Annotated in this window: 18 protein-coding genes; 9 read left to right on the plus strand and 9 right to left on the minus strand. The window is 59.2% G+C overall.

Going from position 1 to position 17,169, the window contains the following annotated elements; genetic code table 11:
- Positions 1-54: 54 nt before the first annotated feature.
- On the plus strand, positions 55-561 hold the full coding sequence (locus AKG12_RS10320; RefSeq protein ID WP_052818718.1) for a DinB family protein: 507 nt from the start codon (positions 55-57) through the stop codon (positions 559-561).
- Between the two features lie 57 nt (positions 562-618).
- On the opposite strand, the gene leuC is transcribed toward AKG12_RS10320, so the two are convergent.
- Positions 619-2,028, minus strand: coding sequence for a 3-isopropylmalate dehydratase large subunit (gene leuC / locus AKG12_RS10325; RefSeq protein WP_046799598.1), 1,410 nt, complete (start codon positions 2,026-2,028; stop codon positions 619-621).
- A gap of 402 nt (positions 2,029-2,430) precedes the next feature.
- Here leuC and AKG12_RS10335 point away from each other — a divergent pair, with 402 nt between their 5' ends.
- Positions 2,431-3,708, plus strand: coding sequence for an MFS transporter (locus AKG12_RS10335; RefSeq protein WP_046799597.1), 1,278 nt, complete (start codon positions 2,431-2,433; stop codon positions 3,706-3,708).
- Between the two features lie 47 nt (positions 3,709-3,755).
- Here the strand turns inward: AKG12_RS10335 and AKG12_RS10340 are convergent, their stop codons facing one another.
- The 3 genes from AKG12_RS10340 to rplS form a co-directional block, all read right to left on the minus strand.
- Entirely contained in the window at positions 3,756-4,589 is an 834-nt protein-coding gene (locus AKG12_RS10340) for an amino acid ABC transporter permease (protein ID WP_046799596.1), read from the minus strand.
- Complete coding sequence (locus AKG12_RS10345) at positions 4,586-5,383, minus strand: transporter substrate-binding domain-containing protein (protein WP_052818719.1); 798 nt, start codon at positions 5,381-5,383, stop codon at positions 4,586-4,588. Before AKG12_RS10345 ends, AKG12_RS10340 begins: the two co-directional genes overlap by 4 nt.
- Before the next feature lie 124 nt (positions 5,384-5,507).
- On the minus strand, positions 5,508-6,047 hold the full coding sequence (gene rplS, locus AKG12_RS10350) for a 50S ribosomal protein L19 (protein ID WP_046799594.1): 540 nt from the start codon (positions 6,045-6,047) through the stop codon (positions 5,508-5,510).
- Between the two features lie 267 nt (positions 6,048-6,314).
- Here rplS and AKG12_RS10355 point away from each other — a divergent pair, with 267 nt between their 5' ends.
- Positions 6,315-7,061 carry a sulfite exporter TauE/SafE family protein gene (locus tag AKG12_RS10355; RefSeq protein WP_046799593.1) on the plus strand — a complete coding sequence of 249 codons (747 nt, stop codon included), beginning with the start codon at positions 6,315-6,317 and terminating at the stop codon, positions 7,059-7,061.
- Here AKG12_RS10355 and trmD read toward each other — a convergent pair.
- The 5 genes from trmD to ffh all read right to left on the minus strand — a co-directional run bounded on the left by trmD (position 7,043) and on the right by ffh (position 10,740).
- Positions 7,043-7,741 carry a tRNA (guanosine(37)-N1)-methyltransferase TrmD gene (trmD, locus tag AKG12_RS10360; protein ID WP_052818720.1) on the minus strand — a complete coding sequence of 233 codons (699 nt, stop codon included), beginning with the start codon at positions 7,739-7,741 and terminating at the stop codon, positions 7,043-7,045. The genes AKG12_RS10355 and trmD overlap by 19 nt on opposite strands.
- A gap of 4 nt (positions 7,742-7,745) precedes the next feature.
- Positions 7,746-8,312 (minus strand): ribosome maturation factor RimM, encoded by a 567-nt coding sequence (rimM, locus tag AKG12_RS10365; RefSeq protein ID WP_046799591.1) that lies wholly within the window; start codon positions 8,310-8,312, stop codon positions 7,746-7,748.
- 120 nt (positions 8,313-8,432) lie between these two features.
- Complete coding sequence (gene rpsP, locus AKG12_RS10370; protein WP_003505093.1) at positions 8,433-8,810, minus strand: 30S ribosomal protein S16; 378 nt, start codon at positions 8,808-8,810, stop codon at positions 8,433-8,435.
- Positions 8,811-8,843: 33 nt separating this feature from the next.
- Positions 8,844-9,161, minus strand: coding sequence for a chorismate mutase (locus AKG12_RS10375; RefSeq protein ID WP_046799590.1), 318 nt, complete (start codon positions 9,159-9,161; stop codon positions 8,844-8,846).
- A 10-nt stretch (positions 9,162-9,171) separates the two neighbouring features.
- A complete protein-coding gene (gene ffh / locus AKG12_RS10380; RefSeq protein ID WP_052818721.1) occupies positions 9,172-10,740 on the minus strand; it encodes a signal recognition particle protein in 1,569 nt (522 codons plus the stop codon).
- A gap of 327 nt (positions 10,741-11,067) precedes the next feature.
- Between ffh and AKG12_RS10385 the strand changes: the two genes are divergently transcribed.
- The 6 genes from AKG12_RS10385 to AKG12_RS10410 all read left to right on the plus strand — a co-directional run bounded on the left by AKG12_RS10385 (position 11,068) and on the right by AKG12_RS10410 (position 17,144).
- Positions 11,068-12,138 carry an MBL fold metallo-hydrolase gene (locus AKG12_RS10385; RefSeq protein ID WP_080842473.1) on the plus strand — a complete coding sequence of 357 codons (1,071 nt, stop codon included), beginning with the start codon at positions 11,068-11,070 and terminating at the stop codon, positions 12,136-12,138.
- A 120-nt stretch (positions 12,139-12,258) separates the two neighbouring features.
- The gene (gene dapF / locus AKG12_RS10390; RefSeq protein WP_052818722.1) at positions 12,259-13,158 is read left to right on the plus strand and encodes a diaminopimelate epimerase; all 900 of its coding nucleotides are present in this window, start codon (positions 12,259-12,261) and stop codon (positions 13,156-13,158) included.
- Entirely contained in the window at positions 13,155-14,429 is a 1,275-nt protein-coding gene (gene mtaB, locus AKG12_RS10395) for a tRNA (N(6)-L-threonylcarbamoyladenosine(37)-C(2))-methylthiotransferase MtaB (protein WP_052818723.1), read from the plus strand. Before dapF ends, mtaB begins: the two co-directional genes overlap by 4 nt.
- Positions 14,430-14,461: 32 nt before the next feature.
- On the plus strand, positions 14,462-15,898 hold the full coding sequence (gene ftsY, locus AKG12_RS10400; protein ID WP_052818724.1) for a signal recognition particle-docking protein FtsY: 1,437 nt from the start codon (positions 14,462-14,464) through the stop codon (positions 15,896-15,898).
- Positions 15,899-15,900: 2 nt separating this feature from the next.
- Positions 15,901-16,551 (plus strand): septation protein A, encoded by a 651-nt coding sequence (locus AKG12_RS10405; protein WP_046799584.1) that lies wholly within the window; start codon positions 15,901-15,903, stop codon positions 16,549-16,551.
- The gene (locus AKG12_RS10410; protein WP_046799583.1) at positions 16,548-17,144 is read left to right on the plus strand and encodes a DUF2585 domain-containing protein; all 597 of its coding nucleotides are present in this window, start codon (positions 16,548-16,550) and stop codon (positions 17,142-17,144) included. The genes AKG12_RS10405 and AKG12_RS10410 overlap by 4 nt, the downstream gene beginning before the upstream one ends.
- Positions 17,145-17,169: the final 25 nt, after the last annotated feature.

The raw sequence follows: 17,169 nt of genomic DNA on the forward strand, positions 1-17,169 counted from the left end.
ATGGCGAAAATATAAACATAGTGCTCACATTTTCAGGATGTAAAGGATATTGGCATGAGGGACCTGCTCAGGAGCCTGCTCGGCTATCACGCATGGGCGAACAGGGATTTGTTCGAGAAGCTGCTACAACTCGATCCCGAGCAAAATGCCTCCCAGCGGCACGCGGCAATTCGGTTGATCAATCACTATTATGTTGTCGCGAGAATTTTCGCGGGCCATCTCACCGGAACGGCGCATGGCTTTGTCTTTGACAATACCGAGGCAACGCCGGAATTGACTGATCTTGCAAGGGATGTTGCAAATCTGGATGGCTGGTATCTCGACTATATCGAGAAAACATCGCCCGTATCGCTTGGCGAATTTGTCGCCTTCACCTTTACCGATGGCGACAAAGGTTACATGTCTCGCGCCGAAATGGTCTCACACGTGGTCCTGCATGCCGGCATTCACCGAGGCGAGGTTGCGCGCATCCTGAGCCAACTCTCCATTGCGCCACCCTGGGATACGTTTGCCGTGTTCGTGCACGCAACGCAGCCACAACGGCGTTTGCAGGGTGCATAATAAAAAGCCACCCGCCCGTTTGGGGCGGATGGCTTTTCTGATGGGTGGCTCAGGCTCTTATTGCCATTCGCGCACGTCGACGAAGTGACCGGCGATTGCCGCCGCCGCCGCCATTGCCGGGGAAACGAGATGGGTGCGGCTCTTGTAACCCTGACGGCCCTCGAAATTGCGGTTCGAGGTGGAGGCACAGCGTTCGCCGGGCTTCAGACGGTCGTCATTCATGGCAAGGCACATGGAGCAGCCCGGTTCACGCCATTCGAAACCGGCGTCGAGGAAAATCTTGTCCAGGCCTTCCTGTTCCGCCTGTTCCTTGACCAGACCGGAGCCGGGCACGATCATGGCCGAGACGGTGGGGGCTACCTTGCGGCCATCGACGATTTTCGCCGCTGCACGCAAATCCTCGATGCGGCCATTGGTGCAGGAGCCGATGAAGACGCGGTCAACGGCGATATCGGTAATGCGGGTACCGGGTTGAAGGCCCATATATTCCAGCGCGCGCCACTTGGACGTGCGCTTGTTTTCTTCCTCGATATCATCAGGATTGGGAACGACGCCTTCGACCGAAGTCACGTCTTCCGGTGATGAGCCCCAGGAGACGATGGGCGGCAGATTGGCGGCGTCCAGCACCACGACCTTGTCATAATGGGCACCTTCGTCGGATTTCAGCGTCTTCCAGTAGGCGATGGCCTGTTCCAGCGTTTCGCCCTTCGGCGCGCGCGGTTTGTCCTTGATGTAGTCGAAGGTGGTCTCGTCCGGTGCGACCAGACCGGCGCGGGCGCCGCCCTCGATGGTCATGTTGCAAACCGTCATGCGGCCTTCCATGGAAAGCGATCGGATCGCCTCGCCGGCAAATTCGATCACGTGGCCGGTGCCTCCGGCCGTGCCGATCTCACCGATGATCGCGAGGATGATATCCTTGGCGGTCACGCCCTCCGGAACCTTGCCATCGACACGCACCAGCATGTTCTTGGCCTTTTTCTGGATCAGTGTCTGGGTGGCCAGAACATGTTCCACTTCCGATGTGCCGATACCATGCGCCAGCGCGCCAAAAGCGCCATGGGTGGAGGTGTGGCTGTCGCCGCAGACGATCGTCATGCCCGGCAGGGTAAAACCCTGTTCCGGCCCGACGATGTGGACGATGCCCTGGCGCTTGTCGCGTTCGGAATAATATTCGACACCGAAATCCTTGGCGTTCTGCGCAAGCGCTTCCACCTGAATGCGGCTTTCCTCATTCTTGATGCCTTCCAGCCGGTCAGCGGTGGTCGGGACATTGTGGTCAACCACGGCGAGCGTGCGGGCCGGCGAATGCACCGGGCGGCCGGCGATGCGCAGGCCTTCGAAAGCCTGCGGGCTCGTCACCTCATGGACCAGGTGACGGTCGATATAGAGAAGACAGGTTCCGTCCGGGTCACGATTGACGACGTGGTCGTCCCAGATTTTATCATACAAAGTGCGGGGTGCGCTCATGGCTCTATGCCTTGTCATGGAAAAGGGTAATCAGGGTTCAGTAAGGCGATGGACAGCAGGTGCTGTCAGGCGAGCCTAAGTCGGCTGGTGAGCGCCCCGGAAACGCGCGCAAAGAAACGTGCCGGCAGACGCTTGTGGTCCTGCAGCACATAAACATTCTGAGCGAGACATCCGAATTTAGATCCCATGGCAACTTTCATAGCAGATCGGCAGTTTTACGGCAATATGAATGCTTACTGGCCGTCAGGGTGTCGTTCATATGCGCTGCGTCAACAGTAAATGCCGGTCTCATAACGCGTTCCAATGGTTATGATGCAGCGCAACTTGCGTATTTTGCGCTGCACATATAGATGGGTTCCCTTATCATTTGCATTCGACGAGAAATCGAAGGGAGGAAAGCATATGGTATCCGAAAAAGCCCTCATCTCGAAGATCACCTGGCGGCTGATGCCGTTTCTTGGCCTTCTCTACCTCATCGCCTATATCGACCGCCAGAATGTCAGCTATGCCAAGCTGCAGATGGTCGATGCGCTGAGCCTCAGCGAATATGCCTACGGGCTTGGCGCCTCGCTGTTCTTCATCGGTTACTTCATCTTCGAAGTGCCGAGCAATCTGTTCCTAAACCGTTTCGGCGCCAGCAAATGGTTCGCCCGCATTCTGGTTTCCTGGGGTGCGGTCACCATCGCGCTTGCCTATACGCAGAACGCCACGATGTTCTACATCCTGCGCTTCCTGCTCGGGCTCTGCGAGGCTGGTTTCTTCCCCGGTGTGCTGTTCCTGATGACGCTGTGGTTCCCGCGTGATTATCGCGGCCGCATGATTGGCCTGTTCATGATTTTCAGCGCGCTTGCCAATGCGATTGGTGCGCCGCTTGGCGGCATGCTGCTCGATCTGGATGGTTTCCTCGGTTACGCCGGCTGGGAATGGGTGTTCCTGGCAACCGGTATTCCTGCCGTCATCGCCGGTATCGCCACTTTCTTTTATCTGGATGATACGCCGGAAAAGGCGAAGTTCCTGACGCAGGATGAAAAGGACTGGTTGAAGAACCGGCTGGCTGAAGAAAACAAGGGCATGGAAGAGCATGCGGAGGATGGCTTCAAGGCGCTGATCAATCCGCGCGTGCTGTTCATGGCGCTTTGCTATGTTGGTTTTCCGCTGGCCGCCTATGGTCTCAGCTACTGGCTGCCGACGATCGTAAAGAGCTTCGGCGTTTCCAACACCGCCAATGGTTTCATCAACATCATCCCGTGGGTGATCGTGGCTATTGCCCTGTTCGTTGTGCCTAACGCTGCCGACAAGGCGAAGAACAAGACGCCCTACATCGTCGGCCCGGCTTTCGTTGGCGCGTTCTGCCTGCTGATGTCGGCGCTGCTAAGCGATCCGGTCCTGCAGTTCAGCTTCCTCTGCATCGCCGCTGCGGGTATCTTTGCCGGCCAGCCGGTGTTCTGGAGCCTGCCCGGCCGCTTCCTCAAGGGTGCAGGTGCGGCCGCCGGCATTGCCGCCATCAATTCCGTCGGTAATCTCGGTGGCTTCGTGGCGCAGAATGTGGTGCCGTGGATCAAGGATCAGACCGGCAGCACGATTGCGCCGATGTTCTTCCTCGCCTTCTGCCTGGCGCTTGCGGGCGTGCTGGTCATCATCGCCGCGCGTAAAATGGGTGATCAGGCCAAGACGGCCTGATTTCCTTTGTCAATACGACAGCCGGTTCTGCCGGCTGTCGCGTTCACTCATCCGCGTTTTGAGCGCATCGCCTTTTCGATCCGCCGCAGCATCAGCGACAGGCCGATGGTCAGGATCAGGTAGATGTAGGCGACGATCGAATAGGTCTCGAAAAACCGGAAAGAACCCGCCGCATAGACTTTTCCCATTTGCGTAATATCGGTGACGCCCAGCACCGAGACGAGCGAGCTGTCTTTCACCATCGAAACAAAATCGTTCGAAAGCGGCGGAAAGATCGTCCGGATCGCCTGTGGCAGGATAATCAGCCTGAAACGCCGGTAACGGCTGAAGCCAAGGGCCTTTGCCGCCTCGATCTGCCCCTCCGGGACGGCCTGTATGCCGGCGCGAAAAATCTCCGCAATGAAGGCGGCATAACCGATCGTCAGTGCGATGATCGCCCGCCAGGTCAGCGACACATCCCGCACCATCAACGGCTCCAGCCAGCCATTGGTGACGAGCGGAAAGGTCAGCCAATTGTAGAGTGCCACCAGCCCCGGTGTGCCCACGAAGGCGATGTAAAACAGCAGGACGATGATCGGGATGCCGCGAACGACCTCTATGTAAAATCGCGCCACCTGCCGCAGCACGATATTGTCGGCCATGCCGACCAGCGCGAGAGCGAGGCCTAACAGTGCCGCCAGCGTGAAAGCGGCAAGCGTGACGGAGACCGTGATGCCGATACCCTTGGCGACGGTGCTGAAAACCTGAGCGTAAATGCCATTCACTGCGATCACCACCGCAAGGGCGATGCCGATCAAAATGATCGTGACCAGCCACCACGGAAAATCCTCGCTCTTGCCGTTTGGTCCAGTCCGTCGCGGGGGAGTGTCGTGGAGCGTCATTCGCCGAGCTTGTAGTCGAGGAACCACTTCTTATCCAGCGCGGCAAAGGTGCCGTCTGCCTTCAGGGCTGCAATCGCGGCATTGACAGGGGCGACGAGATCCGAGCCCTTCTTGAAGATGAAGCCAAAATCGTCTCCGCCCAATGGCCCGCCAACCAGCTTCAAGGTGCCGCTCGAAGCATCGACATAACCCTTACCCGCGACGCCATCGGTCAAGACCAGATCGACATCGCCGGTCTTCAACGCCTGAACGCTGGCGCCGAAGGTTTCCATCAGCCGCAGGCGCGGATTCTGTTCGTTGCCATCAAGAACATCGTAAACGGCGGTGTAGAAGGGTGTCGTGCCGGCTTGTGCACCGACAAGGCCTTTTTCGAAGGCGGCGAAACTCTTCGCATCGGTGAAGCGGGCCTCGTCGGCTCGCACCAGCATGAACATTTCCGATCGCATATAGGGGGTGGAAAAATCCACTTTTTGCCTGCGGTCGTCCTTGATGCTGATGCCGGTCATGCCGATGTCGTATTGCCCGGCGGAAACCGCCTGTATCATCGCATCCCAGGAGATGTTCTGGTATTCGAGCTTGAAATTCAGCCGCCCGGCGATTTCCTTCATCGCGTCATATTCCCAGCCGATGGCCTCGCCGGATTTCGGATCGATGAACTGCAACGGCGGATAGGCGTTTTCCGTGACGACGACGACGGTGCGCCCCTTCAGATCCGGCAGATCGGCGGCACTGGCGAGCGTGGGCGCCATGGCCAAGGCGGTAAAGGCGGCGAGAAGCGGACGTCTGGCGATCATGGGAGCCTCCGGAAACGATTTTTTTGAAAATGCACGCTTGCCGGGGCAAGGGCAAGTCACGTCGGCACAACAAAAAAGGCGGCCTGAAGGCCGCCTTTCCCGTAAATCCATTGAAATGGAAATCTTATTCCGCTGTGGCTTCTGCAGCCTTTGCTGCTTCTTCCGCTGCCTTGGCTTCTGCGGCTTCGGCTGCTGCCTTCTCGGCGGCGAGAGCCTGTGCTGCTGCTACCTTTTCGGCTTCCAGACGTGCCTTTTCTTCGGCTGCTGCCTGGCGCTCGGATTCGTTCAGCTTACGGGCGCGCGTACCGGTGTTTTCAACGATACGGGCAGCCTTGCCGCGACGATCGCGCAGGTAGTAGAGCTTCGCGCGGCGAACCTTACCGCGGCGAACGATTTCAACGCCTTCAACCAGCGGGGAGTAGATCGGGAATACGCGCTCGACGCCTTCGCCGTAGGAAATCTTGCGAACGGTGAAGCTTTCGGAAAGGCCGCCGCCGGAACGGGCGATGCAAACGCCTTCGTAAGCCTGAACGCGGGTACGGTTACCTTCCGTCACGCGAACGTTGACGCGCAGCGTGTCGCCCGGAGAAAAGTCCGGCAGGGTACGCTTTGCTTCGATCTTGGCAGCCTGTTCGGCTTCCAGCTGCTGAATGATATTGGTCATATTAACCTCTGATTTCTTCTGAAACAGCCAGAGCGCTCAACGTTCGTCTGTCGGTCAATGCCTTCAGACCATGCCTTGCGGCAGGAGCGGGTTCGCCATTCTTTGCTTGCGGTTAAAGGGGTAAACCCCAATTCCAAGCGCGCACATATACTAGCATGCGTCGTTTGTCATCCCTTTCATGACAAAATTTTATCAATTATGCGTTGCCTCGCAGCAGTTGCGAAGGGGCGTCTTGCCGGATATGGCATGAGTACCTTGGGAGGGGCCATGTCAGTTTTCATCGTTCTCATGCTGTTTGCGACCGGCTTTCTGTCTGGTGTCGTCAATGCGATTGCCGGTGGCGGCACTTTCCTGACCTTTGGGGCGATGACGCTTGCCGGCCTGCCGCCCATCGTTGCCAATGCTACGTCGGCAATCGTGCAGTTTCCGGGCTACATTACCTCCGTGATCGCCTATGGGCCGGAAATTCGTGCGCACTGGCGTGAGGCGATCCTGCTGTCGGCGGTGTCCGTTGTCGGTGGGCTCGGGGGGGCTTTGCTGCTGCTATCGCTTGACAATCCATCCTTTCGCCAACTGGTGCCATGGCTGCTTCTGGCGGCTACTGCCGTTTTCGCTGCTGGCCCGTGGCTGCGCCCCAAGACGAGTGCCGAGCGTTCGCCCGGCAATCTGCCAAGCCTCGCCTTTCAGGGGCTTGCATCCATTTATGGTGGTTTCTTCGGTGCCGGCATGGGCATCATGATGCTCGCCATCCTCGGAATAACCTCGGGCGGTAGCTATCATCACCTGAACGCGCTGAAGAACCTGTTGTCGGTGGTGATCGCCGTTATTGCAATCGCGATCTTCGTCAGCGGCGGCGTCGTGTCCTGGTGGGCTGCGCTCATCATGTTTCCGGCGGCAGCGCTTGGCGGCTATGTCGGCGTTCACACCGCAAGGCGGGTACCGCAATGGATCATCCGCTGGCTGGTGATTGCGGTGGGTCTGATATTGACGGCCTATTATTTCGTCTCGGCCTGAGCTTTTTTGAGAAGGTCTGGCCGTCTTTCCTTGGTCAGCGCGAGAGCCTGTTCGTGCCGCCACCTGTCGATGACGGCATGATTGCCAGATGTGAGGATAGCGGGAATGTCGCGGCCTTCCCAGACCTGCGGGCGGGTATAATGCGGATGTTCCAGCAGCCCGCCCTCGAAGCTTTCATGCACGCCGGAAAGATCATTGCCCATGACGCCAGGCAGTATGCGGACGACGGCGTCCAGCAGCGTCAGGGCCGCCGGCTCGCCGCCAGAGAGGATGTAATCGCCGATAGACACCTCCTCCAGCCCACGCGCGTCGATCACCCGTTGGTCGACGCCTTCGAAGCGACCGCAGACGATGATCGCGCCTTCACCCGCCGCCAGTTCGCGCACGCGGTTCTGCGATAGCGGTTTGCCACGCGGGCTCATCAGCAGGCGCGGCCGCATGTCGCCATCCGAAACTTGGTCGATGGCTGCTGCCAGCACATCGGGTTTCAGCACCATGCCGGCGCCGCCGCCTGCCGGTGTGTCATCCACGCTTCTGTGTCTGTCAGTGGCAAATTCGCGGATCTGCACGGCATCCAGCGACCATTGCCCCCGCTCCAGCGCCTTGCCTGCCAGAGAATATCCGAGATGTCCCGGAAACATTTCCGGGTAGAGCGTCAGAACGGTAGCCTTGAAGGTCATGGATTTATGTCTTGCCGAACGGCGATACGCCGGTTTCGTCCTTGTCGTCGGGATTATCGATCAGGCCGGCGGCCATCGGGTCGATGAGAATGCGGCCGGCTTCCAGGTCGATTTCCAGCACGGCCGCTTCCGAAAAGGGAATGAGGGCAGGGCGACGGCCCGCACCTTTCAACTCCAGCAGGTCACCTGCGCCGAAATCGTAAACGGCGCTGACGGCGCCATAACTTTTGCCTTCAGCATCGACGGCTTCCAGCCCTTCGAGATCGGCATAATAAAACTCGTCATCGTCAAGTTCGTCGTCAGGCAGATTGTCACGGTCGACGAACAGTTCCAGACCGTTCAGGCTCTCCGCCGCATTGCGGTCGTTGATACCCCTGAAACGGACAACGACGACATTCTTGCCTTCGCGGACTTCCAGGATTTCGAAGATGCGGCCATCGGCGGTAACCAGATTGCCATAGTCGCCGAGCGCCATCGGGTCGGCCGTATAGGTGCTGACACGGACTTCGCCACGCAGGCCCTGCGCGCCGCCGATCTTTGCCATGAGTACCGGGTTTTCCAGCTTTGCCATCGGGCCGTCCGTCTTCTGGTGTTGGTTGCGTCAGCTTTAAGGTTTGTTGACGCCAAAATAAACAAAAAACGGGCGGCATGGAAAACCACGCCACCCGTTTTTCAAAAGTTACCGTGCAGATTATTCTGCAGCAGAGGCTTCCGCAGCAGCAGCGGCTGCATCTTCAGCCTTCTGCTTCTTTTCAGCAACGCGTTCCAGGGCGCGCTTGCCCGGCTTTGCCTTTTCCGGGTTGCTGCGAGCGGCGCGCTCGGCAAGACCGGCTTCGGCGAGGAAGCGCAGAACGCGGTCGGTCGGCTGTGCGCCCTTGGCGATCCATTCCTTGATGAGGTCAGCCTTCAGCTCGATGCGCTGCGGGTTGTCCTTGGCGAGCATCGGGTTCCAGGAACCGACCTTCTCGAGGAAACGGCCGTCGCGGGGCGAACGGGCGTCTGCAACGACGATCTGGTAATACGGGCGCTTCTTGGAACCACCGCGTGCGAGACGAATTTTAAGTGCCATGTTGTTTACTCCTTGAGGTAGTTTATCCGCCGTTCAGGCGGTCTTTTCGTTACCGCCATGTTCGGCGGCGATTGCTTCATGATGCCGGATGACTTCCTTGATGATGAAGTTCAAGAACTTCTCGGCGAAATCCGGGTCCAGATTGGCGTCCTTGGCCAGATGGCGAAGGCGTTCGATCTGGTATTCCTCGCGCGCCGGGTCTGCCGGCGGCAAATTGTACTTTGCCTTCAGCACGCCCACCGCCTTGGTACAGCGGAAACGTTCGGCAAGAATGTGAACCAGTGCGGCATCGATATTGTCGATCGACTGGCGGTATTCGGAAAGCTGGGCTTTCACTTCTGTGTTGTTCACTGGCGTCCCCTCACTTCTTTTTCGGGAAGCCGGGCAGGCCCGGCATACCGCCAAGACCCGGCAGCTTGGCGCCACCAAGACCAGGCAATCCACCCGGCAGGCTGCCAAGACCGGGCATTGCGCCCGGCTTGCCGAGACCGGCGGCTTCAGCCTGCTTCTGGAGCGCTTCGAGCTGCTTCGGATCGATATTCGACAGATCAGGCATACCGCCGCCCATGCCGCCGAGCCCCATCTTGCCCGCCAGGCCGCCCATCATCTGCTTCATGATGCCGCCTTTGCCCTTGCCGCCCATGGCTTTCATCATGTCGGCCATGCCGCGGTGCATCTTCAAAAGCTTGTTGATTTCGGCGGCATCCGTGCCGGAACCGGCGGCGATGCGCTTCTTGCGGCTGTGCTTCAGAATATCGGGATTGGCGCGTTCCGCCCTGGTCATCGAGGAGATGATGGCGATCTGGCGGTCGAACATCTTGTCGTTCATGCCGGCCGAAGCCATCTTGTCCTTCATGCCGGCCATGCCGGGCATCAGCCCCATGATGCCGCCCATGCCGCCCATCTTCTTCATCTGGCCAAGCTGGTCGGCGAGATCGTTGAGGTCGAACTTGCCCTTGGCCATCTTTTCGGCCATGGCGCGGGCTTTTTCCGCATCGATGTTTTCGGCGGCCTTTTCGACCAGCGAGACGATGTCGCCCATGCCGAGAATACGGTCGGCGATACGGCGCGGATGGAACTCGTCGAGTTCGTTCATGCGCTCGCCGATACCGATCAGCTTGATCGGCTTGCCGGTGACGGCACGCATGGAGAGGGCCGCACCACCGCGTCCGTCGCCGTCCATACGGGTCAGCACGAGACCGGTGATGCCAACGCGCTCATCGAAGTTGCGCGCCAGATTGACGGCGTCCTGACCGGTCAGCGAATCCGCGACCAGCAGGATTTCATGCGGGTTGGACTTCTTCTTGATGTCGGCCATTTCCAGCATCAAGGGTTCGTCGATATGGGTACGGCCGGCGGTATCGAGGATGACGACGTCATGGCCGCCGAGCTTGGCCGCCTGCACGGCGCGCGCGGCGATATCGGTCGGCGACTGGCCGGCGATCACCGGCAGCGTGTCGACACCGGTCTGGACGCCCAGCTGGCGAAGCTGTTCCTGTGCGGCCGGACGGCGCGTGTCGAGAGATGCCATCAGCACCTTCTTCTTCTCGCGGTCGGTCAGGCGCTTGGCGATCTTGCCTGTCGTGGTGGTTTTACCAGAACCCTGCAGACCGACCATCATGATGACGACGGGGGCGGCCGCATGCAGGTCGATCGAGACGCCTTCGGTGCCGAGCATCTCGACAAGTTCGTCATGCACGATCTTGACGACCATCTGGCCGGGCTTGATGGACTTCAGGACGGCGGCACCAACGGCCTTTTCACGCACCTTGTCGGTGAAGGAGCGCACGACTTCCAGCGCCACGTCCGCTTCCAGAAGCGCGCGGCGAACCTCGCGCAGGGCGGCGGCAACATCGGCTTCCGTCAGCGCGCCACGGCCGGTCAGTCCATTCAGAATGGAACCAAGGCGGTCCTGGAGGTTTTCAAACATCGTTTCTTCCTTCTTCGTTCCGGGGTTTCCGAAACGTCGGTGCTTTCGCTGGCAAAAACAAGACGCAAAGCCAAAAAGCACCCGAGGGCGCATCGCGCTGTCGGGTGTTGACCTCCGGGATCTCTTTATACCTCTGCGGGTCCCGGTCGGCGGCTTGGAGTCGTGAAACTGCCAGCTGATTGGCGGGGATAAACAGGAAAGCGCTGGAAAAGTCAAGGCGTTGCCGGTTTTCAGCCGTGCGGCCTTGCATTTCATCTTTGTGTGATCGGCTGCAAACCGCGATTGGCGCGGCTTGAACGGCACCATTCCGCTCCCTATACCTTTAGCATGAACCGTCGAAATTTCTTTCGTTTTTCAACCCTTGGATTGCTCGCTGTGGCGGGCGGGGCGCTGTTTGCCCGCCGTTCGAACGCCAGCGCCTATTATAGCGGGCCGATCTCCGATCATTTCGACGGGGTGCGCTTCTTCAATCCCGGCGGCTCGCCGCCCGGCAATTTCATGGGCCTGTTGAAATGGCGCTTCAATGGTGAGCGCGCTACGTGGCCGGAAAATTATCCGAGCCCTTTTCCTTTCGCAAAGCCGGAAAGCCGGGTTGATGGCAAGAATATCCGTGTCACCTTCGTCGGCCATGCCTCCTTTCTGATCCAGACGGCAGGGTTGAATATTCTCGTCGATCCGGTGTGGTCGCAGCGTACCAGTCCGTTCAGTTTCGCCGGTCCCAAGCGCGTCAATCCGCCCGGCATCCGTTTCGAGGATCTGCCGCCCATCGATCTGGTTCTGCTGACGCATAATCACTACGACCATCTGGATATGGAAACGCTGAAGCGGCTGCATGTGGCGCACAAGCCGCTTTTCATCACGCCGCTCGGCAATGACGCCATCATTCGCACCGGCGTGGAGGCGGCGCGTATCAAGGTGGGCGACTGGGGCGATGTCGTGGAGGCGGGGTCGGTCAAAATTCATTTCGAACCGTGCCACCACTGGTCAGCCCGCGGGCTCAACGACCGCAGCATGGCATTGTGGGCTGCCTTCGTCATCGAGGGGCCGGGTGGGAAAATCTACCACATCGGCGATACCGGCTTTCACGAAGGCCTCAATTATCACGCTGCGCGCAAGAAACATGGCGAATTCCGCCTCGCCAACCTGCCTTTTGGTGCTTATGAGCCGCGCTGGTTCATGAAAGGCCAGCACCAGAACCCGGCGGAAGCCGTTGAGGGCATGAAGCTTTGCGGTGCCGCGCATGTCTGCGGCCATCATTGGGGTACGGTGCAACTCACCGACGAGGCTGTCGATGCGCCACTTGCGGCGCTGAAAACGGCGCTTGTGGAACAGGGTGTGGAGGAAAGCCGTTTCCGGCCCATGCGCCCCGGTGAGGTTTTCGACGTACCCTCCGCCTGAGCGCTGTCCGGTTTGCGCCGCAACAGTCTGGTAATTTGCCGGTCTTTCCGCCATATAGGGCGAAAGCGCGGGTAAATCCCGTATGAAATCCGATTTCAGATAGTTTTCAGGTTCAAGGCGATGGCGGATACGGTCGAATTTGCGAAGATGAACGGGCTTGGCAACAAGATCCTCGTTATCGACATGCGCGGCCGCAAGGATATGGTCACGCCTGCGGCAGCAATCGCGCTCAATGCCGATCCCGCGACCCAGTTCGACCAGATCATGGCAATCCATGATCCGCGTGTTGGCGGCACGGATGCCTTCATTGATATTCTCAATTGCGACGGCACGAAGGCCCAGGCCTGCGGCAATGGAACGCGCTGTGTGGTACAGGCTCTGTCTTCCGAAACCGGCAAGACCAGCTTTACCTTCCAGACGGTGGCTGGCATTCTGAACGCCGTCGAGCATGAAGACGGCATGATATCAGTCGATATGGGCCTGCCGCGTTTCCGCTGGAGCGATATTCCGCTTTCGGAAGAGTTCCACGATACCAGCCGCATCGAATTGCAGATCGGGCCGATCGACGCGCCGATCCTGCATTCGCCCGCCGTCATGTCGATGGGTAATCCGCACGCGATTTTCTGGGTGGATCGCGACCCGATGAGTTTTGATCTTGAGCGGTTCGGGCCGCTGCTTGAAAACCATCCGATGTTTCCGGAAAAGGCCAATATCACGCTAGCGCAGGTGATGTCCGACAGTGCGCTTCGCACCCGCACCTGGGAGCGCGGCGCCGGGCTGACGCTTGCTTGCGGTTCCGCAGCCTGCGCTGCCGCCGTTTCCTCGGCCCGCACCGGCCGCACGGGCAGAAAGGTCACTATCGATGTCGCCTCCAGCCCAGTGCGCGTGCCGCTCGTCATCGATTGGCGCGAGGACAATCACGTCATCATGACCGGGCCGGCCGAATGGGAATGGTCCGGCACCGTCGATCCCGTTACCGGCGCGTGGTCGCGTGATGCGGTGGAGCGGGGGGCCGTATGAGCGGCGTCGAGGTCATAACCTTCGGCTGTCGTCTCAACACCTATGAATCGGAAGTGATGCGGGCGGAGGCCGAAAAGGCCGGGCTGAACAATGCCGTACTGGTCAATACCTGTGCCGTCACAGGTGAAGCGGTACGTCAGGCGCGTCAGGCCATCCGCCGGGCGCGGCGGGACAATCCGCATGCGCGTATCATCGTTACCGGCTGTGCTGCCCAGACGGAAAAACAGACCTTTGCCGAAATGCCCGAGGTGGATGCGGTGCTGGGCAATGAGGAAAAGCTGAAAAGCTCCTCCTACCGCGCGCTGCCGGATTTTGGCGTTTCGGCGGAAGAAAAGCTGCGCGTCAACGATATCATGAGCATCAAGGCGACCGCGCCGCAGATGGTCAAGCATATTGACGGGCATGTGCGCGCCTTCATTCAGGTGCAGAATGGCTGCGATCATCGCTGCACCTTCTGCATCATTCCCTATGGCCGCGGCAATTCCCGCTCCGTGCCGATGGGTGCGGTGGTGGATCAGGCGCGCAGGCTGACGGAAAGCGGCTATTGCGAGATCGTGCTGACCGGAGTGGATGCGACCAGCTATGGGGCTGATCTGCCGGGCGAGCCTTCCCTCGGTTACCTCGCCAAGACATTGCTGAAGCAGGTGCCGGACATTCTGCGCCTGCGCCTTTCCTCCATCGACAGTATCGAGGCCGATCATCATCTGATGGATCTGATTGCCGATGAGCCGCGTTTCATGCCGCATCTGCATCTCTCCCTTCAACATGGCGATGACATGATCCTGAAACGCATGAAACGCCGCCATTCACGGGCTGATGCCATCCGCTTCTGTCATGACGTGCGGTCGCTGAGGCCTGACATCGCCTTCGGCGCGGATATGATCGCCGGGTTCCCGACCGAGACGGAAGAAATGTTTGAAAACGCCGCCACGCTTGCGGAAGAATGCGGTATTTCCAGCCTGCATGTATTTCCTTACAGCCCGCGTGCCGGCACGCCGGCGGCCCGCATGCCGCAGCTCGACCGGGCGCTGGTGAAGGACCGCGCGGCGAGGCTTCGCGAACGCGGTGAAGCGCTCAAGGTGGCGCAGTTGCAGAATATGGTCGGTTCGGTGCAGACGATCCTGGTGGAAAACACCGGTTTTGCCCATACCGATAATTTCACGCTGGTGGCGGCGCCTGATCTTGCCCCGCGCACTCTTGCGCAGGTTGCGATTACCAGCCACAACGGCAAACATCTGAATATGAAGCTTCTGGCGGCGAACGCTGCCTGAGGCGGCTCAAGAGAAAAGACACGGGAACGACCATGGCCCTCGGCTTCATCAAAAAAGTCTTTTCGTTCGGCAAGGACAAGGCCGAGACGAATGAGCGGCCACAAGAGGATGCTGCACTTGTGCGCGGCAATGAAAACGCCTCTTTCGAAGCGGCGTTGAGCGAGGCCGAAGCGCATATACCTGTCGACGAGGATCCGGTTTCCGAACTGGAGATGGAGACGGCGGGCGGGCCTGTTCCGGACGAGGCAGCGGATGCCACGCCTTCGGAAGAAGACGACGATGAGGACGCGCCGCTTCTGCCCGGGGCCGAGCTTTCCGGGGATATGGGGCTGGTGCCGCTGTCGCTGCTGCAGGCGGAAGCCGCCGCCGAAGAGCAGGCCGAGCCTTTGCCGGAAGCTGTCGATGCCGTGCTCGATGCTGACGCGATGGATGCATTGCTCGATGAGGCGGAGTCGGTAGATGCCGTCGACCCCCCTGTAGTGCCGCAGGCTTTGCCAAAGGGCTTTTCATCGGCAAGCGAGCGTGAAGAGCCTGTCGCCGAAGCACCGCAACCGAAGCTCAGCTGGTTTCAGCGCCTGCGGGCCGGGCTTGCCCGCACCTCGTCGCAGCTGACCACGCAGATTTCGGCGCTGTTTACCAAGCGCAAGCTGGACGAGGACACGCTTGACGAGCTGGAAGACCTTCTGATCCAGTCGGATCTGGGCGTCGAGACCGCAATGCGCATCACCGGCGCTTTGTCTTCCGAACGTTACGGCAAGGATGTGAGCGGTGAGGATGTGGCGCGTATCATGGCCGGTGAGATCACCAAGGTCCTGAAGCCGGTCGCCAAACCTTTGGAACTCGATCTTTCGCACAAGCCGCATGTCATTCTCGTCGTGGGCGTGAACGGCACCGGCAAGACGACGACCATCGGCAAGCTTGCTGCCAAACTCTCAGGCTCGGGCCTTAAAGTGATGCTCGCAGCTGGCGACACGTTCCGCGCGGCGGCGATAGAGCAGCTGAAAATCTGGGCGGATCGCACCGGCTCGCAATTTATCGGCACGAAGCTCGGGGCAGATGCCTCCGGTCTGGCCTACGATGCCTATGAGCAGGCGCGGGCGGAAAAAAGCGATGTGCTCATCATCGATACGGCCGGCCGTCTGCAGAACAAGACGGAGCTGATGGCTGAACTGGAAAAGATTGTCCGTGTGCTTGGCAAGCTCGATCCGGATGCGCCGCACACCGTGCTGCAGACGCTGGATGCGACGACCGGCCAGAACGCCTTGAACCAGGTGGAGATATTCCGCAATGTTGCGGGTGTTTCGGGCCTGATTATGACAAAATTGGATGGCACGGCGCGGGGCGGTATCCTCGTCGCCATCGCCGCCAAACACAAGCTGCCGGTTTATTTCATCGGTGTGGGTGAAGGCGTTGATGATCTGGAGCCCTTCGAGGCGGAAGATTTCGCCAAGGCCATTGCGGGAGTTTGAGTATGGATATTGAAAGCAATTCCAAGGAAAGCGAAAAGATGGTGGCGGAAATCAGCCCGCTCCTGAAATTCGTGCTTGAGCTTGGCCCGCTCATGGTTTTCTTTTTCGCCAATTCCCGCGGCGAATGGCTGGCCTCGACTTTTCCGGTTTTGACGGAATTCGGTGGGCCGATCTTCATCGCCACCGGCCTGTTCATGATCGCGACCGCCGCCGCTTTGACCGTGTCCTGGATTTTGACGCGGAAGTTGCCGATCATGCCGCTGATATCAGGCATCGTCGTCTTTGTGTTCGGCGCGCTGACGTTGTGGCTGCAGAACGATACCTTCATCAAGATGAAGCCGACCATCGTCAACACGCTGTTCGGCGTCATCCTGCTGGGCGGTCTGTTCTTCGGCCAGTCGCTGCTCGGTTATGTCTTCAATTCGGCCTTCAAGCTGACGGATGAAGGCTGGCGCAAACTGACGCTGCGCTGGGGCGTGTTTTTCCTGTTTCTGGCGGTGTTGAACGAGGTCGTCTGGCGCATGTTCACCACCGACACCTGGGTTGCCTTCAAGGTGTGGGGCACGATGCCGATCACCATCATCTTCACCATGGCGCAAATGCCGCTCGTCATGCGCCATTCTGTCGAGCCTCTCGGCAAGGACGAAAAATGACAATTGCGGAAATGTCGGCTTCCCGTTCGCGTTCGCTTAGATGGTTCGGCGTGGCCGCCGGGCTGCTTCTGCTGCAGATCGTCATTCTCTATGCCATGGGCCGTATTCCCATCTGCGAATGCGGTTACGTGAAGCTGTTCGAGCCGGGTGTGAACACGCCGGGCAATTCCCAGCATCTGGCCGACTGGTATACGCCCTCGCATATCATTCACGGCTTTCTGTTTTATTGGTTCGCCTGGCTGCTGTTCCGCAACAAACCGTTTTCCATGCGGCTTTCCTTCGCGGTTCTGATCGAGGCGGCGTGGGAACTTCTCGAAAATTCACCCATCATCATCGATCGTTATCGCACAGCGACCATGGCGCTGGGTTACACCGGCGACAGCATTCTGAACTCGGCGATGGACACGGTTTTCATGGCGCTGGGTTTCCTTTTTGCCGCCCGCGTGCCGGTGTGGCTGACGGTAATAATCGCCATCTTCTTCGAAATCTTCACGGGGTGGCTAATTCGCGATAATCTGACGCTGAACGTGGTCATGCTGGTCTGGCCGCTCGATGCGATCAAGGAATGGCAGAACGCACTCCCGCAAATGTGAACGAGCCCACGGGCGATATATGCAA

Source organism: Agrobacterium sp. SUL3, assembly GCF_001263295.1.
Classification (GTDB): domain Bacteria; phylum Pseudomonadota; class Alphaproteobacteria; order Rhizobiales; family Rhizobiaceae; genus Agrobacterium; species Agrobacterium tomkonis.

What these genes read in the sequence shown, in the direction of transcription:
- rpsP (WP_003505093.1), bottom strand. Translation starts at nt 8,810, where the DNA reads ATGGCACTTAAAATTCGTCTCGCACGCGGTGGTTCCAAGAAGCGCCCG.
- AKG12_RS10355 (WP_046799593.1), top strand. Translation starts at nt 6,315, where the DNA reads ATGTCAGTTTTCATCGTTCTCATGCTGTTTGCGACCGGCTTTCTGTCT.
- trmD (WP_052818720.1), bottom strand. Translation starts at nt 7,741, where the DNA reads ATGACCTTCAAGGCTACCGTTCTGACGCTCTACCCGGAAATGTTTCCG.
- AKG12_RS10320 (WP_052818718.1), top strand. Translation starts at nt 55, where the DNA reads ATGAGGGACCTGCTCAGGAGCCTGCTCGGCTATCACGCATGGGCGAAC.
- ffh (WP_052818721.1), bottom strand. Translation starts at nt 10,740, where the DNA reads ATGTTTGAAAACCTCCAGGACCGCCTTGGTTCCATTCTGAATGGACTG.
- AKG12_RS10385 (WP_080842473.1), top strand. Translation starts at nt 11,068, where the DNA reads ATGAACCGTCGAAATTTCTTTCGTTTTTCAACCCTTGGATTGCTCGCT.
- AKG12_RS10405 (WP_046799584.1), top strand. Translation starts at nt 15,901, where the DNA reads ATGGATATTGAAAGCAATTCCAAGGAAAGCGAAAAGATGGTGGCGGAA.
- leuC (WP_046799598.1), bottom strand. Translation starts at nt 2,028, where the DNA reads ATGAGCGCACCCCGCACTTTGTATGATAAAATCTGGGACGACCACGTC.
- dapF (WP_052818722.1), top strand. Translation starts at nt 12,259, where the DNA reads ATGGCGGATACGGTCGAATTTGCGAAGATGAACGGGCTTGGCAACAAG.
- AKG12_RS10345 (WP_052818719.1), bottom strand. Translation starts at nt 5,383, where the DNA reads ATGATCGCCAGACGTCCGCTTCTCGCCGCCTTTACCGCCTTGGCCATG.
- AKG12_RS10410 (WP_046799583.1), top strand. Translation starts at nt 16,548, where the DNA reads ATGACAATTGCGGAAATGTCGGCTTCCCGTTCGCGTTCGCTTAGATGG.
- ftsY (WP_052818724.1), top strand. Translation starts at nt 14,462, where the DNA reads ATGGCCCTCGGCTTCATCAAAAAAGTCTTTTCGTTCGGCAAGGACAAG.
- rimM (WP_046799591.1), bottom strand. Translation starts at nt 8,312, where the DNA reads ATGGCAAAGCTGGAAAACCCGGTACTCATGGCAAAGATCGGCGGCGCG.
- AKG12_RS10340 (WP_046799596.1), bottom strand. Translation starts at nt 4,589, where the DNA reads ATGACGCTCCACGACACTCCCCCGCGACGGACTGGACCAAACGGCAAG.
- AKG12_RS10335 (WP_046799597.1), top strand. Translation starts at nt 2,431, where the DNA reads ATGGTATCCGAAAAAGCCCTCATCTCGAAGATCACCTGGCGGCTGATG.
- mtaB (WP_052818723.1), top strand. Translation starts at nt 13,155, where the DNA reads ATGAGCGGCGTCGAGGTCATAACCTTCGGCTGTCGTCTCAACACCTAT.
- rplS (WP_046799594.1), bottom strand. Translation starts at nt 6,047, where the DNA reads ATGACCAATATCATTCAGCAGCTGGAAGCCGAACAGGCTGCCAAGATC.